Raw genomic sequence first — 21,765 nt, 5'->3', positions numbered from 1 at the left:
TTCCCAAATTTTGCATAAATTTGTTCCTAGCCCCCTCCCCTGCCCCTCAACGCAACTCCCGCATGTTCGTATTTGAGCGCTCACAAGGCTCCACGCCTCCCGATCGATAGCCTCACCGCGTCTAGCCGCGCTTGTACGTAAGCGCGGCAAAGCACGCACGCTGGCGCAGCGTTGCGTGGGGAGTCCACATCTCACCGCGAATTGCGCCTGTTATCAAAGACAGGCGGCCAAGCTTGGCGTCGTGAACGGCATTGCGCGGCGTTGCACGGTTATCCGAAGAGCCTACCAGTAAGCCCCGGTTTGCGCGCTCGCGAGCAACCTCGCAATCAGATCTACGCCTTCAGGAGTGTGAAGGTAGTCTGCAGGACATCCTCCACCGAGAGCCGGAACCGGCGAATGAAGCCAGTTGAGAAGCCATGACCGTGCGTCAAAGCCATCCGGATTCCCAGATTCTTCGATCATCCTCCGAACCTGCGTGACAAGCATTTCAACGACGGCTGGCGAGATACTTTGTGGGCCTGAATCCGATGGCAGCGAATCCTCGCGGTTGCCTTTTCTAGTGGTGGGCATTTATGTGTCGCGCTCGATTCGGCGTTGGTCGCGCGCCGATATCTCATACGGGGCTTAGCAAGCAGTGACCCCGCCAAGACCCGTTCTCCAGACGCTTACCGTAGAACCCGTCTATAATTGACAGTGCAGCTCTTAACTGCACAAAGTGTAAATATAGAGTTCTGCCCATATCATCGTGAACAGATCTCTGTAGGCTGACTGACGGAAACGTTGATCCACGAATGGCTCAATGCATCAATATATACGCTTTCTGCCTCAGAACCGAAAACAGGGAGCGGAGCTTGGTGGCTGAGGATAATCCCGCACCATTCTCTGTCCCACCTATCTACCAGCTTCACCAATGACCAGACGGGGTGATGATCACTAGTCGGCTCAATCACGATCCGACTATCCAGCCCATCCGCTCCCGATTGAAGCCAGGTACGCCAACACGGCCTTTTCTCGGCCGTCGGCCACCAGACGTTGGGCAGTTTTGCCATCGAATTCTGGCAGCGAACTGTGCCGATACCACTCAAGCGCAATCCATAGATTTCCGGAAACGGCCATGGCTGCCCTGATAACGCGCAGATGCTGTGCCGACCGGGAAAGTAGCCAAGAAGCGGTTGCACGGTCGCGCTTACTAGACATTGATGTTTTTACCAGTTACTGATCCTGCGCACGAACGATGTCCGTACCTTGAGAGGTCAAGCGAAACGCATATGCCTTTCGACCTCCACTTGCTGGTGGCTCAGATGTCAACAGTCCAATCGACGTCAGAAAGTCGGTATCGCGCTTCAGGCATTTGAGCTGATCGCGGTTGCATCCGGGCGACCGGTACACGAGCGCAAGCAGTTCCAGATATTCGTCGCTTAGAGATCGCGACACCTCCCACGCCACAAGGCGATGGCGATGACAGTACCAAATCTCCGAAGCAACGCGATGCTCCATCTGTTGCATCTCACGCGGGTCGTAAAAGGTCAACATCCGACGCTGCTTGCAATCTGCATGGCTGCATTGCAGAAAAAGATGGCCAGCCCCTTGCTCCTGCTCGCTGTCCATCCAACGTCGAAAGACAGGCTCAGCAACATGGAAGCGTTCTGCGCCAATTTCAACGGGATTTCTGAACCACGCAGTCAGTTGACGAAGGGGCACCGTCAAGTATCGACCTCGGTACCAGACGTCGACCGATCCGTTCAATAACGTGGTCGCAACCATCTCGGCATGCCCGTGGGACACATTCTTCTTTCCAGCATCGAACAACGATAGCATTTCCGAGACTTCGGTGAGCCCACCAACTACATCGCTCACTACCGACTGCACATCCGACAGCGCTCCATCGCCATACATCACCGCTAACTACTCCATCATTCATTGACGACAAGATCGGGACAACACCCGCTCGGTCCTCACTTCGTCGCTTTCTACTTGTCTGGCATTAATGGGTCGTAAATGCCGTGGCCAATCGATGATGATACCTCGACCATACGCGCATGGAAAGGGTATCGGGCCGAAGCGACACAGAAGCGCACCTCAAGCAGATAGGTAGGTCGATCCGTGCACGCCGACTCGCACTCAACATTTCGCAGGAATCACTCGCCCACCTCGCGAACATCGACAGAAGCCACATGGGCAAAATCGAGAGGGGCGAACGAAATGTCACGTTGCTGAATCTTCTGAGAATCTCTCGAGCGCTTGCTTGGCAACCTTCAGAACTTCTCGCTTCGGCAGGTTTGTAACGAGGTAACTCGCACGCGATCGCAGCGGCTTTTGATCCGACTGGCGAGGAGTAAGCCAGTCCTCAAACTCCTTATGCAAAAGGAGACCCCGCCCCCAACGGCCACCCAGCGTCGCCGAATAGCTCGTCGAAACCATCACGACAGAGCCGAAGCATATCTTCCGGATCGATGTCGCGTTCAGGCTGCGCAATTTCGACCGCGGCGCGGATAATGTCGTTGACTTCCGTGAATAGCTCGTCGACACCGGATCTCACCGACTTCCGTTGTGCCTCCGTCATCGTGTCATACAGGCGCTTCCAGATTGGGATCAGATCATCCTCGATCGTGTTCACGAAGTGAAGCATCGCATCGTGGATGTAGAGCACGTCTTGAGCACGCTTTTCCGGAATCCGGTCGTCGCGAATCAACAACTTCTGGACCATGAAGCTCACTGGATTCGGGATCTGGAGATCCGGCACGTCTTCGCCGAGACCCGACTCGTTGGCCGGGATCGTGACCGCCCACGGCTCGTGTAGAAGCACTTCGAGGTGACGCAGCTTCTGGGCCACGACGCCGGCATTCGCCTCGGTCGCATCCTTTTCCAGCTGCTTCGTCACCTTGTTGCGCCGACAAGGACTGCCCGTCAACGGCGTGAGGAATTCCGCGTAGAAGCCTTTCGCCCCCGCGCCCATGACCTTCTTTGCAATCTCTGACCGCCTCTACGCAGTCGTTTTTATTTCGAACTCCTGGAGCAAAACGCCCGGTCAAACTGCCGCGCCCTTTGCGCCTCGTCACTATGCAAGTAGGTCGACGTTGTCGAAATTGACGCATGCCGCAGATTGTCGCGCACCATGATCAGTTCCGCGCCACGCGCCAACGCATGCGTGGCATGTGTATGGCGTATCCAATGCGGGCTCGCGCGGCGCAATTTCTCGGCGGTCGCCGGCTGTTCCCCCTCGATCGCACCGGCCACCAGCAGGAAAAAGCGGCGGATCACCCTCCAAAGACGGGTACTCTGAATGCCGGCAGCGTCTTCCTCAAGACTTGAAACGAGCGGAGTAGAAGGAATCCAACGAGATGGCGTCACCGGCAACCCGCGCTGCATGAGCCAAAAATCCAACGCGGTTCGCGCCAGTGTCGGTAACGCAACCTTACCGGGCCTCCCGCCCTTCCCGATCACATGCAGCCAGTGATCGCCATGTTCGTCGCGGCGGATATCGCCCAGCTTGGCGCCAACCAGTTCGCCGGCGCGCAGCCCCGTCGCGTAGCCGAAGTCCAGTAGAAAGCGTAAGCGCTGAGCAGCTGGCTCGCTCCAGCCGTATGACCATTCAAGCCCGTCGGCCAGTGTGCGGATCAACAACCACTCGCCCTCCGTAAAGCCCCGCGAGACGTCCAGTCCCGTATGCAACACGCCACCTCGCACCTTGACGCCAGCAAATGGGTTCGCCTGAACATAGCGCTGCTCAACCAGCCAACGAAACATTGCGGATAGCACCGTCAACGCATGCGCTGTCGACCGAGCTGATAGGGAACCGTTAAACGGCCGCCACTCGACGCTCTGTCGTGGCCGAGGCGGCCCCACCCAACGCTCCCGCGGTGTCGGCCGACGCAAGAAGCCGCGATACGCAATCGCGTCATCCGTCGTGAGCGACGACAATGCTCGACCGCGCTCGACGATCGCCCACAGGATCAGCCGCTCGGCTTCTTTCCTGTAGGCACGTTGCGTATCCGCTGATTCATGCAGCGACAACCAGGAGAGGACGGCCTCGTAGTCATTCGATGCGCTCAGCAAGCAGGCCTCCTGCGGTGCCCGAAACTTTCCACGCGTGCCGTTAACCTCATGCGGCACGTGCATTCGCTCCCACGGAACGATGTTTCCGGACGGTACCGCGGCGATCAACGTGCGGGCTCGTTCGGTCAAGGCCGGGTACGCAGCAAAAAACGCTTCAACGTGCCGCGCGCCGGCGGCCCCAAGACCGTCGATCGTCGACCACCAGCGGCTCCGACGCGGAATTCGGACGGTCAGGTCTGCAAGCGTTCTGATCCCGTGCGCCTGCAGGGACACCACGACACGTGGCGGCAGCCATTCGCCAATTTCATCCGAGATGTGCGGCTGGGGAACAGGTAGATGACGCAGTACATCGATGGCCTGGACGACAGCGTCTACCACGGCTTGAGAAGGACGATCGACGAACGCGATCGCGAGATCCTCGCGATGACGCGCTCGAGCAAACGCCACGAGTCGCCGGCGAATGCGCCCGAGGATGCTACGCGACGATGCGCCAGTTGCCCGCCGTTCGCTCAGGTAACGAGAGACAGCGGCTCGCGCCTCCAGACCGGCGTACCAGCTCCGTAGCGCGGCAAGCTCCGCCTCGTCCGGAAAGTCGAGCGTGGCTTCGTCGGCAGTGGCATGGAACTGACGCGTTTTCATGATCTCCAGTTTAGGCGATTTTTGATGATAGGCAGATAATAATCCTTATCTGCCTATCATCATCAAATTGCTGACAAAGTTATTTCAATTCGTAATGGTTAGGTACGTAATACGGCCGCAATCGGCAAGCGCTTGCGGTTCGTGATGCCCTGTCACCGCCGCTCCCAGGCATCCAGATAGTGATGCGACGGGATCGTCGCAAGCTGCTCGTCGTGGATGACGGTGGAGCAGCCCCCTGAAACACCGAACACAGTCCCCCACTTACAATAACGGGTGTCTGGAGATACAGGGGCAAGTCCAGACGGGAATGCGCTCAACGGTTGCCAGTTCGTGATCGAACAGCAGGCAACGCGGCGCTTCCGGCATCGTCCATCTGTCATCAACACCACACGTCAACGTCGACGGTACGCCTGCGCGTGATTGCGCCCACCTTGATGAGACATGTGCCGGCACTATAATTTTTGATGCAGGATTCGCGCTCGAACGGTCTCCCGAACTCATCGAGAAAAGGGACATATTGCTGCCGCCATCCCGTCCGGTCGTCGGATCGGTAAAGTGTGAGGATTGGCCTCTCCCGCCGATTCCCACTGCGCCCCTAATGGCTGGATTCTTCATCGTCGCCCGAGCGCGAGCGCAGGAGCCACGCATGCAGGACAACCCGCCCATCACCGAAAATCACCTGCTTGCCGCGCTGCCGGAAAACGAACGCGCTCACCTCGCCGCTCACCTGACGCTTGTCGACATGCCGTTGGGAAAAGTGCTGTACGAATCGGGCGGCCAGCTTCATCACGTCTATTTTCCGACCACGTCGATCGTGTCGCTGCTGTACGTGATGGAGGACGGCTCGTCTGCGGAAATCGCGATCGTCGGGCATGAGGGCATGATCGGTGTGTCGCTGTTCATGGGCGGCGAAACGACGCCGAGTCGCGCCGTCGTGCAAAGCGCTGGGCAGGCCTACCGGCTCGACGCGAGCGTCCTGAAAGAAGAATTCAGGCGTGGCAATGCGATGCAACGCCTGTTGTTGCGCTATACCCAGGCGCTCATCACGCAGATGGCGCAGACTGCGGTGTGCAACCGCCATCATTCCATCGATCAGCAGCTGTGCCGCTGGCTGCTGCTCAGCCTCGACCGCCTGCCTTCGAACCAGTTGCGCATGACGCAGGAACTGATCGCCAACATGCTGGGCGTGCGGCGGTCGGGCGTGACGGAGGCTGCTTTGAAGCTGCAGGACGCGGGCCTCATCCGCTACAACTACGGCCATATCCAAGTGCTGGACCGACCCGGGCTCGAAAAGCGCGTGTGCGAATGCTATGCGGTGGTCAAACGCGAATTCGATCGCCTGCTTCCCGATCTGAAGCGACTCTAGCCGCCACTGAGCCGCATCGTGCCGGCCTTTCCCGCAACTGCCCTCGATGTCCGAGAAGGCCCGGAAGCGGCCGATCGACACCTTGCCGCCAACCTCGCCTCATCCGGCGACCCAGTACGGCGCCCGGTTGTAGTACTGGTGAAGCGACAATCCCCACTGCGATTGCGTCATCACCGGCCAATGCTCGTCGTCGAAGCCAGGGGTACTTTTGACATGCGCGGCGGTCACGTCCAGGTGGAAACATTTGTCACCGACATCGTATTTCATCGCACTCCACGGAATGGCACAAAGCATCTCGCCCATGCCGCCGCTGGACGCTACCGCGTAGGCAATTTTGCCGTGGTGCAAATCGAGCACGATGTCGAACACGTTGCCGATATCCTCACCGTCCGACGCGATGATCTTGCTGCCCCTCAGGACATCGGCGGTCGTCACCATATGACCGGGTTCATCGCCAGCATCGCGTTCGACGAGCTTGCCCCCGTTGCCGTCATCCCCGGATCGGTCGGGGGTGTGGAGCATCCTCATGATGTCCTCCTTGGACAAGTTCCGGGAATATCCGTCTCGTACACGGCCTCGACATCGAAAGCGGCACTCGACGCACGAGGAAACGCTGCGCGCACCGGCATTGGAAGTCGGTACGGTTCCGTACCCGAGCACCTCGGGAATATTGGCTCGCCGACGCTCCGACCGATTCCGCCACGCTTATCGATATCGCCGAATACCGGCGACGACTCGATCCTTCGTAGTCTCGCAGGGCGCTGCCCCTGCGCTAGCGGTGCTTGATGTGCAACGACTTCCGGTGATGCTTTCGATGGGCCGGGCGGGAGATCATCCTCGTGACACCACCGATCGACGGCGGATCGCTGGCGGGGAACGTCCCCTCCACCGCCTCGTCGACATTGCGCTCGCTCTTGCCACCGTTCGTATGCTGCTCTCGATACCTGCTGCGCATAACCGCCTCCGTGGAGTTGATGGTCGGATCGGGCCGGATTCATCTGGCCCACCAGCGTGAAACGCCTCCGGTCACGATGCCAGCATAGGCCCGATTGGAATATTCCGCCCGGTGCGAGCGTGATCCGCCGGACATCGCGAAACGGCCACGTACACCGGAAAACCGTCCGGCATAGGACAGACTGAGCCCGCGCATCCCGCGTATAGCTGGGCTACCGGGCCGAAATTCGCCGCCGACCGGATGCGTCGCGGTACGTCGACTTCTTCCCAATTTTTCACCAGGATCCGCCACGACACTCGTTCTTCTCGCTCTCCCCCGACAGATTGCCGGCGAGTTCTCCGTGGCGGCGACAGTCGCCCTCGGCGCGGCCGTCTTCCCCTCACTCTCGAATGCCCGCGGCTCCGCACCGGATCAAGCACCGCCCCACATCATGCCCGTGGCGGCGCAAAGGTCGATCGACGGGCGCATCAACAGCCTGCACCAGCGGCTTGGCATCACGCCTGGCCAGGAATCGCTGTGGCAGCCGGTGGCGCAGGTGATGCGCGACAACGCGAACGCGATGGAATCGCTCAGGAAGGCACGTAGCGATCACGCGAACGACATGAGCGCGATGGGCGATCTTCATTCCTATGGCGAAGTCACCAACGTGCACGCAGATGGCGTCAAAAAGCTGACCACGGCGTTTCAGCCGCTTTACGACAAGATGTCCGATACGTAAAAGCAGAACGCGAATGCGATTTTCCGTGGCAACGGTCGCCACCTGATCAAGGAGCAATAGTTCCGGACCTTCTGCCGATACCGACTGTCGATGACAGCCGCTGACCGGCAGATTGCGGATCGTACACGGGAGAACATGATGGACGTTTCTGCCGGACACGCACGTCGAAACACGGTGGCGCCGAGATCAGGCACGCGGCTCGTCGGCATGATCGTTGCGTTCGGCTGCCTTGTCGTTGCACCGCAGTTGCATGCGGAGAGAATGAATCACGGCTGGGACAAGGGCAATCACGCGCGCATGACGCATCAGGGCGGTCGCTACTACGACCATCACCGGCATGGAGGCGACGGCTATTACGATGGCGAGGATGACGCTTATGCCGCGCCTCCGATGGTTTACGAGCCGGCACCGGCGCCCGGCGTCTCGCTGTTCATCCCGCTGCGGCTGCGTTGACGTACGAATCCAGTCCGGCGGACGGGTACACCTGGCGGCACGTGGATGTGGCGATCCTCACTGCTTCGTGATCCTGATGACGAAGCTGGCGAGGAGGTGTCGCGACATGCCGGGAGGGGCGGTTCGCGCCCGTGCGCGCATTGTACGGTTTCGTACCGCATCGGGCATTCGTCGCGTGTAGCGTCTCAATCATGCCGGCCGCCCGAGGGGACGCGCTTAGCAGGCATCGCTCCGCATCGGCGGGCGAACGGCTGGATACCACTGCACGGCAGGCAGGTCAGCCGGATCACCGAAGTGCCGGGCATCGCTCTGACGAGGACATCATGTTGCGAAGCATCCGAAGGTTGCACGGAGACACGGTTCGAGCGAAGGACGGCGATATCGGGCACATTAACCAGGCCTACTTCGACGACGACAACTGGTGTATTCGCTACCTCGTCGTCGAGACGGGCGACTGGCTGCACGACAGACGGGTTCTAATCTCGCCATATTCCGTAACACATCCCGAATTCCGCACGCTATATGTCAGTCTGTCGCAAGAGCAGGTGAGAGACAGCCCGAATCTGGACACGCACAAGCCGGTATCGCGCCAGCACGAGATCGAGTACCTGCGTTACTACAACTACCCGACTTACTGGGGCGGCCCGAACCTTTGGGGGATGGGTGCTTACCCGGCTTTCGATCCGGCCGGACCGTCGCAGGATCTCGATGCCGGCGACCCGCTGTTCTCGCACGGCGCGCCGGCCAGTGCGCCGGCGGATACGCATTTGCGCAGCACCGGCGAGGTCGACGGATATCGGCTCGAAGCCACGGACGGACATATCGGTCACGTGTCCGACTTCATTTACGACGATGAAGCCTGGGTGATCCGCTATCTCGCGATCGACACGTCGAGCTGGTGGTCGACCGGCAAGGAAGTCCTGATCGCGACGCACTGGCTTGACCAGGTGGAATGGCATACGGAAACGGTGTCGGCCACGCTCACGCGCGACGCGATCCGCCGCAGCCCTCCCTACGACGACTCGCAGCTCGTGCATCGAAGCTACGAAATCGAGTTGCACGAATTCTACGGCAAGCACGGCTACTGGCCCCGAGACCGCTAACGCGGACGACGGGCCGTCAACGCAACCACCATCCCGTTTGGGATGTTGCGTGACCGAACGCCAAGGAGCAGTTGCATGACCTCAACCGATTTCCCGTCAATCCAAGGGGCGGCACTCGATGCGCTGTGCATCAATACGCTGCGCTTCCTGTCGATCGATGCCGTGCAGAAAGCGGCGAGCGGCCATCCAGGCCTGCCGCTCGGCGCCGCGCCGATGGCCTATGCGCTATGGATGCGTCATCTCAAGCATCACCCGGCCAATCCGGCATGGTTCGATCGCGATCGCTTCATCCTGTCGGCCGGACATGGATCGATGCTGTTGTACAGCCTGCTCCACCTCACCGGCTACGACCTGCCGCTCGATCAGATCGGCCGCTTCCGGCAATCGGGCAGCCTCACGCCCGGCCATCCGGAGCGCGGCCTCACTCCGGGTGTCGAGACGACGACCGGCCCGCTCGGCCAGGGTTTCGCCAACGCCGTCGGCATGGCGATGGCGGAAACGCAGCTCGCCGCGTGCTACAACCGTCCCGGCTTCGAGATCGTGGATCACCGCACCTACGCACTCGTCAGCGACGGCGACCTGATGGAAGGCGTCGCGGCGGAAGCGGCATCGCTTGCCGGCCATCTCCAGCTCGGTAAGCTGATCTGCCTGTACGACGATAATCGCGTCACGCTGTCCGCCGGCACCGCGATCACCTTCACCGAAGATCGCGCACAACGGTTCGACGCCTACGGCTGGCATACCGAAACGGTCGAAGACGGCAACGACCTGGCCGCCATCGATGCGGCGCTGGTCAACGCACGCGCCGAGCAGCGACGTCCGTCGTTGATCCTCGTGCGCACGCATCTCGGCTATGGCTCGCCCAACCGGCAAGACACGTACCAGGCTCACGGATCGCCACTCGGCGATGCCGAGGTGCGCCTGACCAAGCACAACCTCGGCTGGCCGCCCGATCCCGCGTTTCATATTCCCCCACCGGCGCTCGCGCATTTTCGCCGGGCGCTGGCGGAGGGGCGAGTACGGGAAGAGCAGTGGAACGCGCGGTTCGAGGCCTATACGCGCGCGTTCCCCGAGCTGGCTCGGATGCTGCTGAACACTGTGCACGGCAAGCTGCCCGACGGTTGGGACCGCGATATCCCGGTCTTTCCGGCCGATCCGAAAGGCATGGCGACGCGGGTCGCATCCGGCAAGGTGTTGAACGCCCTCGCCTCCCGCGTCCCGTCGCTGGTCGGCGGCTCCGCCGACCTAAACCCCTCCACCTTCACCGCGCTAATCGGGCTCGGCGATTTCGAGGCCGCCGGCGTGAACGCGCTCGACCGACAAGGGTCCGACGGCGGCGGCTGGAGCCGTAGCGGCCGCAATCTGCATTTCGGCGTGCGCGAGCATGCGATGGGCGCGATCCTGAACGGCTTGGCGGCCCACGGCGGCATCCGGCCATTCGGCGCGACCTTTCTGATCTTTTCCGACTACATGCGTCCGCCGATCCGGCTCGCCGCATTGATGCGTCTGCAGGTGATCTACGTGTTCACGCACGACAGTCTCGCCGTCGGCGAGGACGGTGCGACACATCAGCCGATGGAGCAGCTTGCCGGACTGCGTGCGGTCCCGGGCCTGCTGGTGATTCGACCGGCCGATGCCAATGAAACCGCCGTCGCGTGGCGTGTGGCGCTCGAAGCGCGGGAGCGACCGACTGCGCTGGTACTGACCCGCCAGGACGTGCCGACCATCGATCGCCTCCGGTTCGCGCCGGCCGAGGGCTTGCGGCGTGGCGGCTACGTCTTGGCCGATGCCCCCGATGGCCACCCCACGCTGATCCTGATCGCGACGGGCTCGGAAGTCACGCTCGCGCTGGCGGCACAAGTCGAATTGCTCGCGCGCGGCGTAGCGGTTCGGGTGGTGTCGCTGCCCTGTTGGAGATTATTCGACGCTCAGCCCCAGCCATATCAGGACGCCGTGCTGCCGAAGTCGGTCGGCGCGCGGCTGGCGATCGAAGCGGGTGTGTCACAAGGCTGGCACCGCTATGTCGGCGATCGTGGCGACGTACTCGGCATCGCGGGTTTCGGCGCGTCGGCGCCGGGCGCCGAGCTGATGCGAGATTTCGGCTTCACGGTCGAGAACGTCTGCGACCACGCACTGAAACTGCTCGCCTGATCCGTGGACGGCCCGTACGCGTATCAACCGTTCGGGCCGCAGCTGGCATGGCACATACCGGCTTCGAGTACCGCGTCGACCATCGACTGGGCATCGGGCACGATGCGCCACGTGATCCGCTCCGCTCTCCTGTATGAGGCACTGGCGCATTCTCGTTCGCGCACGGGCCGTGACTGCCGGCATGCGCGTGGCGGACGGCGGGCGCCGGGACCTTCCACAACCAACCGAACGCGCGAAGCGCCGCCCATTCCGCCACCCGCCATGCTCAAGCGGTGGCGGGCTTGCCGGCTCGGCGCTCGAGCATGAGAATAAGGGCGATGATGCTGACGAAATGCATGCGTTCAGATGGCGTCGGACTGCCGTGTTCGAGAATCGATTCCAGCCTAATTCGCCAGAGTGCCCATGGCGCAGGCTCACCGGGGGCGACGCGTGCAATGAGTCGTTCGAGTGAACGGAGGTCTTCCTCGATTGCTGTGTGGGCCATGGCAATGCTCCGGTTGTCGTGAGGAACGGCGGACAGTCTATGCCGAAGCACTGCGCCGCTCTGCCCGCTACCGTACATCGCATGCGCGCGGGGCACTTCCCGGCAGCGACGGCCGCAATGCAGGCGCCCGGCGCGATACTGTGCGACGGGCGCGGGGGGCATCGGCGCCCCGTCCGGCGCGAGCCGTCCCGTGCGTGCCGCGCACCACCCTCCACGACGCCGCATGGCGACCTGCGGCCGACACGCGGCGAGCACAACGTGATCCATGCGAGGTATGCAAAGTGACCGAAACGATCGGATGCCTCATCTTCGGAGCCCTGCTGATTTTCATGGGACTCATCGGATCGTCGCTTAAGCGCCTGCCGCTGAGTGCGGCCATGGTGTATCTCGGGATCGGCTTTCTGGTCGGACCGGCCGGCACCGGCTTCCTGTCGCTGAAATTGCCGGACGACGTCACGAACTTGCGCATTGCTGCCGAAATCGGCTTGCTGATCTCGCTGTTCGCGATCGGCCTGAGGCTGCGTGTCCCGCCCGCCGATCCCCGCTGGATGCTGCCGCTGCGGCTCGGCGTCGTCGCAATGATCTTCACCGTGGCGTCGATCGCCGCGCTCGGCGTGCTGGTGCTGAATTTGAATCTCGGTGTCGCGGTACTTCTCGGCGCGATGATCGCGCCGACCGACCCCGTGCTCGCTCATGACGTCGGCGTGCGCGACGCGGGTGACGTCGAGCTGGTACGTTTTTCGTTGTCCGCCGAAGGTGGGATCAACGACGGCACGGCCTACCCGTGCGCGGTACTCGGCATGCTTTTGTGCGGTTCCGGCACGACGTCGGCGCTTCACTGGAGCATGGTCGGCGGCATTGCATGGGGTATCGCGTCCGGTGCGGGCGCAGGCTGGCTGCTCGGCTTCGTCACGGCCCGGCTCGTCGCATTCCTGCGCAGCCGTCACAGCCAGGCGCTCGGCCTCGAAGGGTTCTTCGCGCTCGGCCTGATCATGCTGTCGTACGGTGTGGCGCTCGCCATTCATGGCTACGGGTTCCTGGCCGTGTTCGCGGCGGGCGTCGCGATGCGGCGCGTCGAACATCGAACGAGCGGCCAGAAGACGTCGAAGGAGACGGTCGGCGTCGTGAACAGCGAGGATGTCGAAGCCACCGCCACCGATCCCGACAAAGCCCATGCCTTCGTCGCGGAATCGGTCATGGGATTCACAATCGAGCTTGAACACATCGTCGAAGCCGTCCTGATCCTGCTGATCGGCGCGCTCGTCTCACGGTATTGGGCTGACATGCTCACCTGGGCGGGCGCGGCCGTGGTCGCGACACTGCTGTTCGTCATCCGGCCGGCCGCCACCCAGCTTGCGCTGATCGGCTCCCGGGCGTCGCACCACCAGCGCCGGCTGATCAGCTGGTTCGGCATTCGCGGCGTGGGTTCCCTGTATTACCTGATGCTGGCCATCGAGCAAGAGCCGCGCGCGCAACTGTTGCCGATGGTTCCGTGGGTACTGGCCATCATCGCCGTGTCGATCGTGCTGCACGGTATTTCAGCTGCGCCGCTGATGCGTCGTTATGCGTGAGACCCAGGACGGGCGTAGTGACGCGATGCGTGGGCTGGTCGAACGGTTTGGCGCGATGCCACACCCGACACTCAAGGTGCCGGGCGACAGTCCTTCCATGAACTTGCAGCGTCGATGATGTCCCGCGTCACAGCCTGCCCAGCCGCATCAGTATGAGTAACACGACCAATACCAAGCCCAGCAATCCGCTTGGACCATAACCCCAGCCGTTGCTGTAGCGCCAGGTCGGGATCATCCCGACCATCAGCAGCACGGCAACGATCAGTAGAAGTAGTCCCAGTGACATGCCGTCTCTCTTCAATCAATCCGGCTAGTCATGCCGCGATGCGTCCGCATCGTTGGCCTCGCCGAATGCAATCGAACCGATGTTTCCGTCGAAACGCTCCCGAGCGATTCCACGTCGACGCGCGCACGCGCCGTTCGTCGCCGGTCGCGTCGAAATTCGCGGGGTCGCCTCTCGAATGCCGGAGTTACCCGGACGGAAGTCGTCCTGCTTCTTCATGCAGGGCTCGTGCGCGATGCACCCGGTTCGGGACGTGCATCGACTCTTTCGATATCAAGGTAGGCGGACGCGGGCGTGGAGTATGTCCGGCGACGTACCGGACGCACGGCACCGCGCGACGGATCGACCTGTCGACACCGACGAGCCGACGATCGTGGGTACCAGCTGCGAAGTTCGTCACCTGCTTTTTCGGGTGACGGGACCCGGTTCAGTGGAGATGCCCTCCGAACAAACCGAGCAACCCGATGACGATCAGGTAGATCGCAACGATGTAATTCAACAGCCGCGGCACGACGAGAATCAGAATGCCGGCGATCAGCGAAACCAGTGGGCCTGCGCTCGTGAGGATGTGCATATGCCCTCCGCAAGATTGAAAACGACAGATGGATACGAATCCGCGCTGCCTCCGATGCTCGTTACAGCGACTTGACCCAGGCGACACGCGGGCTCTTGGCGGTCGCGCAAGAGCGCGCAAGGAGCGAGCCGACGCCGGCGGCGGTGATGTGGCATTCGTCGATCTGGCGGCCGCTCGCGTCGGATGTGCCGGTCGTCGTGCATCCCTGCACCACGACGCAGATAGCAAGACGCGATCCCTGCGTACCTCATGTAAGTGTTTTTCGCTGCATGATTCGCCTCAGGCAGTTCGTGGATATCCCCGACGCTACACACTGGCGAACGTGAATGCGGTACGAAAGCGTACCAAGCATGTAAAAACAGACAACCACCCTTCGCAGCGATCGACCCGGGAGCCGCCCGCATACACCTGCTCGCGTGGCGGTGCCGGTTCACGTACGGCATCGTACCGACTTCCGTCACGAACGCGCTCAACCTGTATTCCGGCATCCTGATTGTCGCGCGCCGAAGCACCAGTACGACGCTTCGATGGTTCAGGATTTCGTACCGGTGAAACATGCGATCCATGTCAAGGAGCAAGATGATGAACAGGGATCAGATGAGAGGCCGCATCGCGGAAGCGAAGGGCAAACTGAAGGAAATGGTCGGCAGAATCATGGGAAATCGATCGACCAGGATGCAGGGCAAGGTCGAACAGGTCATCGGAAAGACGCAAGCGTCATTCGGTGACGCGAAGGAGCAACTCAGGAAGCGGCCGTAGGATGCTCACGCGAACGGTTCGGTTCTATCGCACCGCGCGATCGGGCAACGTGACGCGAATTCACCGGATGTTGACGGCGCGTGCAGGCAACATCCGGCGCTACCCGCTTCCCGACCGACCTTCAAGATATCGCAATGCGTCGAGGGTGGTCGCTGTGCACGTCGGCAAGCGGCTTGTGCTGCGCGTCTCCCACGCCGGGAAAGAACGTGTCCCACGCGTCCCGGACACCTTTCGCCGCGGTCGCATCTGCGGTCGCATCCACTGCAAGCGTCTCCTGGTCGCTCGACTTGGCCGGATCGGAACACAAGCCTCGCCAGCGCGTAAAGGTGAGCATCGGCTTTTCCGTCCATTCGCCGTCGCCGAACTTCGCAAACGCCGTGTCTCCGCTCACCAGTCGAACCTCATACCATCCGTCGCGCACAGGCGCATATTGGTCCAGCGTAAACCATCGTGTAGATTGGATTTTCATCGTTGCCTCATGGGTCCATGGATCGTTGTACAGGAAAAACCCGGTCGACGCGTGCGCGCTAATCGGCGCACCGATTCAGCCACAGCCGGCCTGCGGCGGTCATGTTGATCGAACCGCCGGTGCGCGACTCGTATGCAAGCCCGTGAGTCAACAGTTCATCGGCTATGACGCGTGGAATATCGGCTTGTGAATCGGGAATCCGATCAAGCGATTTGAGGGTCTCGACAACCTCGGGTGAAAGTGGGATGCACATGGCGGCCTCCTCGGTATTGACTTTATGTTGAACCGAGCGACACGCGCGGGTCTGTACGGTATCGACTATTTGGACGCAGGTTTTGCGGCACCTCGCTGACGCCAGATGATCAACCTGAATCGACAATATGATTCGGTATCCGATATTTTTATTGCGCAACCGGTTCTGAACGCGCACACTACAGAGACCTGCCGGTTCGTTGTCAAGGCATCGGCGCCCTCGAATCCTTCGGCGCCAACGGTCGCTCTGTCAGGAGCACATCATGACCATTCCCACTCTCGAATATCGCGGCCGTGAACTCCGCGTCTATTCACAAATGCTTTTCCCGCCGTTCGGCGATCCCCACGCCCCCGGTCCGAAACGTTTCGGTTCAATCGTACGCATCGACACGATTCCGTCGACCTCGGCAACGGCGCCGCGTTACTCGACCATTTTCGAGCATGGCGCTCCGCAAACGGCGGCGCTCGCCCTCGATCTGGCGATGCAATTCGGCAAGGACATCGTCGACGGCAGAATCGCCCCTACGGCGATCTGATCCATCCGCCGCATCGGACTCGATGCGGCGTCTCGCGACGCGAGCACATCTCACTCAGGAGCGATCCATGAAATATTACTCAAGCACCTCGATCGACCGGCGCGATGACGCGACCCGGAAAAAACAGCGGGACGATCTCGCGCGTGCCGATGTCGAACGCGCCGAAAAGCGCATCCGTCAGGATGCCGGCATCAACTCCAATGCGAGCAAGTGGCGTTATTTGCGCCCCGACAATCGGGCGAGATGAGCGACGGATGCGCCACGCGCCGTGGCACACCGGTCCCGCACCGCAGGTCGCGGGCGGGCCGGGATCACGCATACCGGCGCAGGTGTATCGAGAATTCGGCGATCGCGTCGATGCCGGTCTGCTCCGCGCAGCGGCACCAATCCTGTAACTGAGCCAGCAATTGCTCGTGCGACGCGTGTGGCCACGTCCATAGCTCGAGCAACGCGTCGTAAATATCCACATACACGCGTATTCGCCGGTTGGCATTGGGGCTCGTCAGCACGCGCAGGTCGGGCTTGTTCCGATGGCCCCAGGCCTGGCGCAGCCAGTGTTTCATGCCGAGCGCGAACGCGCGCTTGTCGTCTCGACTCATGTCCTCGACGCGGCGCAGTTCCCGCCGGCAGGCGGACTCGAGCGTGCGCGCAAAGGCGGCCATCACCGCATGCCGGTTGCGGATGACCGCTTGCAGCGTCGCGTCGTCGGCGACTGCCTTGACCGGGAGCAGGCGCGGCTGCGTTGCGACTCGCCGAACGGTCGCCAGCCGCAATGCCGCCAGCAGGCGGATGTACGCCCAGCCGATATCGAACTCGAACCAGCGATTCGACAGCCTGGCGGACGTCACGTACGCGTGATGATTGTTGTGCAGCTCTTCGCCGCCGATCAGGATGCCCAGCGGGAAAAGGTTGGTACTCGCATCGGGTGTCGCGAAATTCCGATAGCCGCTGAAATGGCCTAAGCCATTGATCACGCCACCGGCCCAGAACGGAATCCATATCATCTGGATCGCCCACGCCGCCACGCCGGGCAACCCGAACAGCCCGACGTCGATCACGACCAGCAGCCCGACGCCGAGATTCGGATAGCGGGCATAGACGTGGCGTTCGAGCCAGTCGTCCGGCGTCCCCGATCCGTATCTGCGCGCCGTTTCCTCGTTCCGCACTTCCGCACGGTACAGTTCCGCGCCGCGCAGCAGCACGGTCGCGAGGCCGCGGGTTCGCGGGCTATGCGGATCGTCCGGGGTCTCGCTCCGCGCGTGATGCTTGCGATGCACCGCGACCCATTGCGAGGTCAGCATGCCGGTCGTCAACCACAGCCAGAACCGGAAGAAGTGACTGATGCACGGATGCAGATCCAGCGCCCGGTGCGCCTGGCAGCGGTGCAGGTACACGGTCACGCTGATGATGGTGACATGCGTGAGCACGAACACGACCCACGCAAGCTGCAACCAGGACAGCCTCAGTTCGCCGTTCAGAAGAAATGCCGACATTCCGTTCGCACTCCGCGCCACACTGGTATCCGCGCACGCTTCGCCGTGACGACGCGTGCGCGTGCCGATTCCCTGCCCTTCGACGAGCCTCCTATTTCCCGACCTGATTGCCGACAACCCCTCCGACGACGGCACCGCCAACGGTGCCCAACGCACTGCCGCCCGTCAGGACCGCACCGGCGACGCCGCCGACACCCGCCCCGATCACGGTATCCGTTCCGCGGTGGGACATGTCGCCGCAACCCGCCAGTACGATCATCGTTATGGTGACTATCGCCGTCCCGACCGGCACGGAATGTAGCTTTCTCATGATCATCTCCTCGGGTCGCCGCTACGCTGTCCGATCCCGCACGGCGCGCGGCCCCCCCTGGGCTGACGTCCCGATGAAATTCGAGACGTCGAATCACGATGGGGGGTAAATCGCGCGAAGTCCGTCCGCTAACGTACCGGACTGGATGCCGGCCGACCGTCTCACGGAAGCGCCGCTTGCACCGCGCCCGGCGCCAAAGCCGGCGTTGACCTGACTTCCTTGTAGTCGACATCGCGCGGCGAACAGCTCCCTGAGCCTTGCCGATCACGGCCGTCCCTGGCTCGTCAGGAAATCGGGCTTATTTTCAGCTACCGTACCGTCAAGCTGCGAACGACGAGATACGATAGTGAATCCCGCTCACTCCCCGCTGCGCTCGAAGCGACCAGACAACGCCATCGCGCCAGATGCGAGCCTAGGAACCACGCATGCCAGACATCCCCCCCATCACTGAAAATCACCTGCTTGCCGCACTGCCGGAGAACGAGCTTGCACGCATCATCCCGAACCTGACGATCGTCGACATGCCGCTCGGGAAAGTGCTGTACGAATCGGGCGGCCAGCTTCATCACGTCTATTTTCCGACCACGACGATCGTGTCGCTGCTGTACGTGATGGAGGATGGCTCGTCTGCGGAAATCGCGATCGTCGGGCATGAGGGCATGATCGGCGTGTCGCTGTTCATGGGTGGTGAAACAACGCCGAGTCGCGCCGTCGTGCAAAGCGCTGGGCAGGCCTACCGGCTCGACGCGAGCGTCCTGAAAGAAGAATTCCGGCGCGGCAACTCGATGCAGCGTCTGTTGTTGCGCTATACGCAGGCGCTCATCACGCAGATGGCGCAGACCGCGGTATGCAACCGTCATCACTCGATCGATCAGCAGCTGTGTCGCTGGCTGCTGCTCAGCCTCGACCGTCTGCCATCGAACCAGTTGCGCATGACGCAGGAGCTGATCGCCAACATGCTGGGCGTGCGCAGGTCGGGCGTGACGGAAGCGGCATTGAAACTGCAGGACGCTGGCCTCATCCGCTACAACTACGGCCATATCGAGGTGCTGGACCGACCCGGGCTCGAAAAGCGTGTGTGCGAATGCTACAGCGTGGTCAAACGCGAATTCGATCGCCTGCTTCCTGACCTGAAGCGGCTCTAGGAATCCGTCAGCAACGGCGCTGGCCGACACTGCGCGGCATCGTACCGACTTCTTCGTCCGGCCCGGTCATCCTGTATTCGACACGCGTGCGTCGTCGATGCCGATACGCCCGCGCAAGGCGAATTCACGGGAGCAGGCAGATGAACGACCGCAAGCAGAAAGACGACGCTGTCGGGCAGCAACGCCGTAAATACGAGCAGGACAATGCAACGGACGACGGTATGCCCGCCGCGCCCGAAGTGCCGACGCATACGTGCCCGACCGAGCAAGAACGATTGCGGACCGCGAAGCAACGGATCGCCGATTCGAGAAAGCGCTGGGGTATGGCCTATCCGCCGAATTGAGCACGCACTGTGATCATGATACGGCGTTGCTCCCGACACAGGCGGAGCATGACATTCGCGCTCCGCGTTGTCGTGCGCGCGTCCCGCAGGCTACGTCGCCGACGTTCCGGCATCGGGCCTACTGGCACAGGCGGATCAAGAATTCGGCAATGGCCTTGATCCGCGCTGTTCCGTTCGGGTCACGATTCCATGCCAGTAGCCCTGCAAACGTCCGGCGAACTTTTGCAGGGCGGCCATCCCGCTTTCCCGAGCCTGTTCGAATCATTGCCTCCCAAGCCTTTTTCGCCCAGGCCGGCTTGCGGTAGAACTTTGCCGCGACGCGATACAGATCAATGATGATTTCTGCTTGCGGGCACTGTGCCTTGATCCCCAGCTCATAGGCCGTAGTCATGTCGATGGTGACCGTTTCGATGCGCGCGGCGATGCCTTCAGGCAACTGTTCGATGCAGGTTCGAAACGTGTCGCGCGAGCCATCCATCCCCCCCAACCCACAGCACTCACCGGCCAATCGGATCGGCCATTCCCCACGCTTTAACCAATAACTCGCCCAGCAACCCGGCGCCTGAAGTGCCTAGGGTCGAGTAATTATCTTTCCCGCTCCCTTTAAGGTCAGGCGTCAGATTACGCAATCGCCCTCAAGCCCTCCACGATTTTCCGCGAAGCATCTTGATGAAGGGCGGTAAAGTGATCGAGAAAGATTGCCTTTTCAAGTTCGATTGAAGGCGGCATCGTACGGATGCCCTGCCCGCTAGACGCGCCGGTCACACTAACTTGCGGAAGATGGCGTCGAATTTGTTTCTGGAAAAGCAACGGCCGGAAAGTTCATCCGCGAACCGGTTCTCCTGGAACCACTGGATCAAGCAGTGCCACTGGCGCATCGATTCGACGGCGATCATGCGATAGGGAACCCCGGAGTCATTCCGGACGGCGATCTGCATGCGGGGAAGCGACGCCCACAGGCGGACGGTCTCGATCGAAAGCCCCGCCACGATTTCCGCGTCGAACGTCGCGAGGCTCGCGCCGGCGAGGATGCGGCTTTTCGTGGCGACGAGCGGCAGCACGGCCTGGTCGGGGATCACGCCGGCGACATCCGATGGCGATGCGAGCAGACCCTCATCACAAGCCAGTGCCGTTCGTTTACAACGAAAGGCGTGCCCTCGGTCCAGCACACGATGACGTAACCGTTCGAATGCGCGAGGTATCGCAGGCGTCTGCCGCTACCGCCATCCACGCGATCCCTGCAATCGAATGCTGGCTTCCTGACGGTAGTGGGCAAATCGTCGGGATTGAGTCTGTCGTGCACAACGGCAAATGTGCCCTTTTCCAGAATGAGGGCCGCACGCTCGCCATTCGCCCGACAGCGCTTCAATTCGGCGAGCGCCAGTCCGGCCAGACTCTGCGGACCGAACGTCTGCGCCAGTCGGGCAGCCAGTGCTTCGATATTCATGTCGCCGCTCCCCCAGCAATCGCTTAGCCACCCTTCGATGGATGGCTTAATCATCATCAATCGGTATGCCGATCGATCCGTCTGAGTGCTTGAGCAGTCTAGTATCGTGCGAACAATTCTTCTGTCCGCTACCGTGCCCGGGATTTGCCGCCGAGCGCAGCACGCGGCCGCGCGGCGTGGAATAGCCGGTCAACAGATTGCGGGCGGTGCAGCCGGTTCAGGTGGGCTGCCGTCGGGCTCATCAACGAGCATCCGGAGAATTTGCTGCAGTTGCCGCGCGCATCGGCGAGCATCCTCGGGGGCATTTGCATCGATCGCCTCGAGCAGGCTAACGAATGCAATGAGGAAGGAATCGGAGACGGGCGTCTCACGCGCATGCTCGCGCAGATAAGCGCTATAACTGAAAACGCGCTGGATGAATTCGATCTGGTGAGCGGCAAATTCGTCATCGCCCACGGAAGGTGGCACAACGGCGAGAACACTGTCGGACAACGAAGGAGGAAGACGGATGTAAGACGGGCGATCACTCATGCGGATCTCGTGAAACGCACGAGCGCGGCGTGAATGCCCGAAGCACGGACGCTGTTTCACGACGGAAGGCGCCTATGCTATAAGTGTCTCTAGGATTTGACATACCAACGCTCATCGTATTTTTTC

28 protein-coding genes and 2 pseudogenes are annotated in these 21,765 nt (G+C 61.6%); 12 read left to right on the top strand and 18 right to left on the bottom strand.

Annotated features, from left to right (window positions below; all coding sequences use genetic code 11):
- Positions 1 to 282: 282 nt before the first annotated feature.
- Both JMF86_RS35170 and JMF86_RS28160 read right to left on the bottom strand, forming a co-directional pair.
- Entirely contained in the window at positions 283 to 462 is a 180-nt protein-coding gene (locus JMF86_RS35170) for an MbcA/ParS/Xre antitoxin family protein (RefSeq protein WP_226292229.1), read from the bottom strand.
- A 750-nt stretch (positions 463 to 1,212) separates the two neighbouring features.
- Positions 1,213 to 1,896, bottom strand: a complete 684-nt coding sequence (locus JMF86_RS28160; protein WP_231691711.1) for a hypothetical protein — start codon at positions 1,894 to 1,896, stop codon at positions 1,213 to 1,215.
- Positions 1,897 to 2,039: 143 nt separating this feature from the next.
- Here JMF86_RS28160 and JMF86_RS28155 point away from each other — a divergent pair, with 143 nt between their 5' ends.
- Positions 2,040 to 2,285 (top strand): helix-turn-helix domain-containing protein, encoded by a 246-nt coding sequence (locus JMF86_RS28155; protein ID WP_011548870.1) that lies wholly within the window; start codon positions 2,040 to 2,042, stop codon positions 2,283 to 2,285.
- Between the two features lie 71 nt (positions 2,286 to 2,356).
- Here JMF86_RS28155 and JMF86_RS28150 read toward each other — a convergent pair.
- Positions 2,357 to 2,956, bottom strand: a pseudogene (locus tag JMF86_RS28150) (GSU2403 family nucleotidyltransferase fold protein); the annotation flags it as partial.
- 41 nt (positions 2,957 to 2,997) lie between these two features.
- A complete protein-coding gene (locus tag JMF86_RS28145; protein WP_011694891.1) occupies positions 2,998 to 4,695 on the bottom strand; it encodes a site-specific integrase in 1,698 nt (565 codons plus the stop codon).
- A 646-nt stretch (positions 4,696 to 5,341) separates the two neighbouring features.
- Here JMF86_RS28145 and JMF86_RS28140 point away from each other — a divergent pair.
- Positions 5,342 to 6,061 carry a Crp/Fnr family transcriptional regulator gene (locus tag JMF86_RS28140; protein WP_011548867.1) on the top strand — a complete coding sequence of 240 codons (720 nt, stop codon included), beginning with the start codon at positions 5,342 to 5,344 and terminating at the stop codon, positions 6,059 to 6,061.
- Positions 6,062 to 6,160: 99 nt separating this feature from the next.
- Here JMF86_RS28140 and JMF86_RS28135 read toward each other — a convergent pair whose 3' ends face one another.
- Entirely contained in the window at positions 6,161 to 6,589 is a 429-nt protein-coding gene (locus tag JMF86_RS28135; protein ID WP_011548866.1) for a PRC-barrel domain-containing protein, read from the bottom strand.
- 244 nt (positions 6,590 to 6,833) lie between these two features.
- Positions 6,834 to 7,016, bottom strand: coding sequence for a hypothetical protein (locus JMF86_RS35395; RefSeq protein ID WP_011548865.1), 183 nt, complete (start codon positions 7,014 to 7,016; stop codon positions 6,834 to 6,836).
- Positions 7,017 to 7,356: 340 nt separating this feature from the next.
- Between JMF86_RS35395 and JMF86_RS28130 the strand changes: the two genes are divergently transcribed.
- The 4 genes from JMF86_RS28130 (at position 7,357) to tkt (ending at position 11,441) form a co-directional block, all read left to right on the top strand.
- On the top strand, positions 7,357 to 7,734 hold the full coding sequence (locus tag JMF86_RS28130) for a Spy/CpxP family protein refolding chaperone (protein ID WP_011548864.1): 378 nt from the start codon (positions 7,357 to 7,359) through the stop codon (positions 7,732 to 7,734).
- A 90-nt stretch (positions 7,735 to 7,824) separates the two neighbouring features.
- A complete protein-coding gene (locus JMF86_RS28125; RefSeq protein WP_226153368.1) occupies positions 7,825 to 8,187 on the top strand; it encodes a hypothetical protein in 363 nt (120 codons plus the stop codon).
- Between the two features lie 323 nt (positions 8,188 to 8,510).
- Positions 8,511 to 9,290: a PRC-barrel domain-containing protein gene (locus JMF86_RS28120; RefSeq protein WP_011694893.1), complete on the top strand. Its 780-nt coding sequence runs from the start codon at positions 8,511 to 8,513 to the stop codon at positions 9,288 to 9,290.
- A gap of 75 nt (positions 9,291 to 9,365) precedes the next feature.
- On the top strand, positions 9,366 to 11,441 hold the full coding sequence (gene tkt / locus JMF86_RS28115; RefSeq protein ID WP_011548861.1) for a transketolase: 2,076 nt from the start codon (positions 9,366 to 9,368) through the stop codon (positions 11,439 to 11,441).
- Between the two features lie 265 nt (positions 11,442 to 11,706).
- Here tkt and JMF86_RS28110 read toward each other — a convergent pair whose 3' ends face one another.
- Positions 11,707 to 11,925 carry a hypothetical protein gene (locus JMF86_RS28110; RefSeq protein ID WP_079999368.1) on the bottom strand — a complete coding sequence of 73 codons (219 nt, stop codon included), beginning with the start codon at positions 11,923 to 11,925 and terminating at the stop codon, positions 11,707 to 11,709.
- Between the two features lie 281 nt (positions 11,926 to 12,206).
- On the opposite strand from JMF86_RS28110, the gene JMF86_RS28105 reads away from it, so the two are divergent.
- Positions 12,207 to 13,496, top strand: coding sequence for a sodium:proton antiporter (locus JMF86_RS28105; protein WP_041489453.1), 1,290 nt, complete (start codon positions 12,207 to 12,209; stop codon positions 13,494 to 13,496).
- Positions 13,497 to 13,623: 127 nt separating this feature from the next.
- Here the strand turns inward: JMF86_RS28105 and JMF86_RS28100 are convergent, their stop codons facing one another.
- From JMF86_RS28100 to JMF86_RS28090, 3 genes are all read right to left on the bottom strand, one after another.
- On the bottom strand, positions 13,624 to 13,782 hold the full coding sequence (locus JMF86_RS28100; RefSeq protein ID WP_006413600.1) for a DUF3309 family protein: 159 nt from the start codon (positions 13,780 to 13,782) through the stop codon (positions 13,624 to 13,626).
- Positions 13,783 to 13,806: 24 nt separating this feature from the next.
- A complete protein-coding gene (locus JMF86_RS28095) occupies positions 13,807 to 13,998 on the bottom strand; it encodes a hypothetical protein (protein WP_201317182.1) in 192 nt (63 codons plus the stop codon).
- 208 nt (positions 13,999 to 14,206) lie between these two features.
- Entirely contained in the window at positions 14,207 to 14,353 is a 147-nt protein-coding gene (locus JMF86_RS28090) for a DUF3096 domain-containing protein (RefSeq protein ID WP_006413561.1), read from the bottom strand.
- Positions 14,354 to 14,935: 582 nt separating this feature from the next.
- Here JMF86_RS28090 and JMF86_RS28085 point away from each other — a divergent pair.
- Positions 14,936 to 15,112, top strand: coding sequence for a CsbD family protein (locus JMF86_RS28085; RefSeq protein ID WP_027792671.1), 177 nt, complete (start codon positions 14,936 to 14,938; stop codon positions 15,110 to 15,112).
- A gap of 121 nt (positions 15,113 to 15,233) precedes the next feature.
- Here the strand turns inward: JMF86_RS28085 and JMF86_RS28080 are convergent, their stop codons facing one another.
- A complete protein-coding gene (locus JMF86_RS28080) occupies positions 15,234 to 15,581 on the bottom strand; it encodes a hypothetical protein (RefSeq protein WP_011548858.1) in 348 nt (115 codons plus the stop codon).
- A gap of 58 nt (positions 15,582 to 15,639) precedes the next feature.
- Positions 15,640 to 15,834, bottom strand: coding sequence for a hypothetical protein (locus tag JMF86_RS28075; RefSeq protein WP_034196223.1), 195 nt, complete (start codon positions 15,832 to 15,834; stop codon positions 15,640 to 15,642).
- A 262-nt stretch (positions 15,835 to 16,096) separates the two neighbouring features.
- On the opposite strand from JMF86_RS28075, the gene JMF86_RS28070 reads away from it, so the two are divergent.
- A complete protein-coding gene (locus tag JMF86_RS28070; protein ID WP_006413577.1) occupies positions 16,097 to 16,369 on the top strand; it encodes a hypothetical protein in 273 nt (90 codons plus the stop codon).
- A gap of 67 nt (positions 16,370 to 16,436) precedes the next feature.
- Positions 16,437 to 16,616 (top strand): hypothetical protein, encoded by a 180-nt coding sequence (locus JMF86_RS28065; RefSeq protein WP_006413543.1) that lies wholly within the window; start codon positions 16,437 to 16,439, stop codon positions 16,614 to 16,616.
- A 64-nt stretch (positions 16,617 to 16,680) separates the two neighbouring features.
- Here the strand turns inward: JMF86_RS28065 and JMF86_RS28060 are convergent, their stop codons facing one another.
- Positions 16,681 to 17,862 carry an acyl-CoA desaturase gene (locus tag JMF86_RS28060; protein WP_011548855.1) on the bottom strand — a complete coding sequence of 394 codons (1,182 nt, stop codon included), beginning with the start codon at positions 17,860 to 17,862 and terminating at the stop codon, positions 16,681 to 16,683.
- A gap of 91 nt (positions 17,863 to 17,953) precedes the next feature.
- A complete protein-coding gene (locus tag JMF86_RS28055) occupies positions 17,954 to 18,172 on the bottom strand; it encodes a glycine zipper 2TM domain-containing protein (RefSeq protein WP_041489508.1) in 219 nt (72 codons plus the stop codon).
- A 425-nt stretch (positions 18,173 to 18,597) separates the two neighbouring features.
- On the opposite strand from JMF86_RS28055, the gene JMF86_RS28050 reads away from it, so the two are divergent.
- Positions 18,598 to 19,317, top strand: a complete 720-nt coding sequence (locus JMF86_RS28050; RefSeq protein WP_011548853.1) for a Crp/Fnr family transcriptional regulator — start codon at positions 18,598 to 18,600, stop codon at positions 19,315 to 19,317.
- Between the two features lie 140 nt (positions 19,318 to 19,457).
- On the top strand, positions 19,458 to 19,661 hold the full coding sequence (locus JMF86_RS28045; protein ID WP_006413539.1) for a hypothetical protein: 204 nt from the start codon (positions 19,458 to 19,460) through the stop codon (positions 19,659 to 19,661).
- A 174-nt stretch (positions 19,662 to 19,835) separates the two neighbouring features.
- Here the strand turns inward: JMF86_RS28045 and JMF86_RS28040 are convergent.
- From JMF86_RS28040 to JMF86_RS28025, 4 genes and pseudogenes are all read right to left on the bottom strand, one after another.
- Positions 19,836 to 20,142, bottom strand: a pseudogene (locus JMF86_RS28040) (transposase); the annotation flags it as partial.
- A 280-nt stretch (positions 20,143 to 20,422) separates the two neighbouring features.
- Positions 20,423 to 20,740, bottom strand: a complete 318-nt coding sequence (locus tag JMF86_RS28035; protein WP_226292227.1) for a hypothetical protein — start codon at positions 20,738 to 20,740, stop codon at positions 20,423 to 20,425.
- Complete coding sequence (locus tag JMF86_RS28030) at positions 20,737 to 21,108, bottom strand: hypothetical protein (RefSeq protein ID WP_127479540.1); 372 nt, start codon at positions 21,106 to 21,108, stop codon at positions 20,737 to 20,739. Before JMF86_RS28030 ends, JMF86_RS28035 begins: the two co-directional genes overlap by 4 nt.
- A gap of 189 nt (positions 21,109 to 21,297) precedes the next feature.
- Complete coding sequence (locus tag JMF86_RS28025; protein ID WP_153259979.1) at positions 21,298 to 21,639, bottom strand: hypothetical protein; 342 nt, start codon at positions 21,637 to 21,639, stop codon at positions 21,298 to 21,300.
- Positions 21,640 to 21,765 lie beyond the last annotated feature (126 nt).

It is taken from the genome of Burkholderia sp. E168m15 (genome assembly GCF_016586105.1).
In the GTDB taxonomy this organism is placed as follows: Bacteria; Pseudomonadota; Gammaproteobacteria; order Burkholderiales; family Burkholderiaceae; genus Burkholderia; species Burkholderia orbicola.
The sequence above is the reverse complement of the archived record's forward strand: the minus strand, read 5'-3'. Positions and strand labels throughout refer to the sequence as shown.

Coding starts and splice junctions, on each gene's coding strand:
- JMF86_RS28065 (WP_006413543.1), top strand. CDS start 16,437: ATGAAATATTACTCAAGCACCTCGATCGACCGGCGCGATGACGCGACC.
- JMF86_RS28030 (WP_127479540.1), bottom strand. CDS start 21,108: ATGAATATCGAAGCACTGGCTGCCCGACTGGCGCAGACGTTCGGTCCG.
- JMF86_RS35170 (WP_226292229.1), bottom strand. CDS start 462: ATGATCGAAGAATCTGGGAATCCGGATGGCTTTGACGCACGGTCATGG.
- JMF86_RS28060 (WP_011548855.1), bottom strand. CDS start 17,862: ATGTCGGCATTTCTTCTGAACGGCGAACTGAGGCTGTCCTGGTTGCAG.
- JMF86_RS28135 (WP_011548866.1), bottom strand. CDS start 6,589: ATGAGGATGCTCCACACCCCCGACCGATCCGGGGATGACGGCAACGGG.
- JMF86_RS28055 (WP_041489508.1), bottom strand. CDS start 18,172: ATGAGAAAGCTACATTCCGTGCCGGTCGGGACGGCGATAGTCACCATA.
- JMF86_RS35395 (WP_011548865.1), bottom strand. CDS start 7,016: ATGCGCAGCAGGTATCGAGAGCAGCATACGAACGGTGGCAAGAGCGAG.
- tkt (WP_011548861.1), top strand. CDS start 9,366: ATGACCTCAACCGATTTCCCGTCAATCCAAGGGGCGGCACTCGATGCG.
- JMF86_RS28080 (WP_011548858.1), bottom strand. CDS start 15,581: ATGAAAATCCAATCTACACGATGGTTTACGCTGGACCAATATGCGCCT.
- JMF86_RS28025 (WP_153259979.1), bottom strand. CDS start 21,639: ATGAGTGATCGCCCGTCTTACATCCGTCTTCCTCCTTCGTTGTCCGAC.
- JMF86_RS28125 (WP_226153368.1), top strand. CDS start 7,825: ATGACAGCCGCTGACCGGCAGATTGCGGATCGTACACGGGAGAACATG.
- JMF86_RS28160 (WP_231691711.1), bottom strand. CDS start 1,896: ATGTATGGCGATGGAGCGCTGTCGGATGTGCAGTCGGTAGTGAGCGAT.
- JMF86_RS28070 (WP_006413577.1), top strand. CDS start 16,097: ATGACCATTCCCACTCTCGAATATCGCGGCCGTGAACTCCGCGTCTAT.
- JMF86_RS28045 (WP_006413539.1), top strand. CDS start 19,458: ATGAACGACCGCAAGCAGAAAGACGACGCTGTCGGGCAGCAACGCCGT.
- JMF86_RS28075 (WP_034196223.1), bottom strand. CDS start 15,834: ATGTGCATCCCACTTTCACCCGAGGTTGTCGAGACCCTCAAATCGCTT.
- JMF86_RS28090 (WP_006413561.1), bottom strand. CDS start 14,353: ATGCACATCCTCACGAGCGCAGGCCCACTGGTTTCGCTGATCGCCGGC.
- JMF86_RS28110 (WP_079999368.1), bottom strand. CDS start 11,925: ATGGCCCACACAGCAATCGAGGAAGACCTCCGTTCACTCGAACGACTC.
- JMF86_RS28095 (WP_201317182.1), bottom strand. CDS start 13,998: ATGAAGAAGCAGGACGACTTCCGTCCGGGTAACTCCGGCATTCGAGAG.
- JMF86_RS28120 (WP_011694893.1), top strand. CDS start 8,511: ATGTTGCGAAGCATCCGAAGGTTGCACGGAGACACGGTTCGAGCGAAG.
- JMF86_RS28085 (WP_027792671.1), top strand. CDS start 14,936: ATGAACAGGGATCAGATGAGAGGCCGCATCGCGGAAGCGAAGGGCAAA.
- JMF86_RS28050 (WP_011548853.1), top strand. CDS start 18,598: ATGCCAGACATCCCCCCCATCACTGAAAATCACCTGCTTGCCGCACTG.
- JMF86_RS28155 (WP_011548870.1), top strand. CDS start 2,040: ATGGAAAGGGTATCGGGCCGAAGCGACACAGAAGCGCACCTCAAGCAG.
- JMF86_RS28100 (WP_006413600.1), bottom strand. CDS start 13,782: ATGTCACTGGGACTACTTCTACTGATCGTTGCCGTGCTGCTGATGGTC.
- JMF86_RS28140 (WP_011548867.1), top strand. CDS start 5,342: ATGCAGGACAACCCGCCCATCACCGAAAATCACCTGCTTGCCGCGCTG.
- JMF86_RS28145 (WP_011694891.1), bottom strand. CDS start 4,695: ATGAAAACGCGTCAGTTCCATGCCACTGCCGACGAAGCCACGCTCGAC.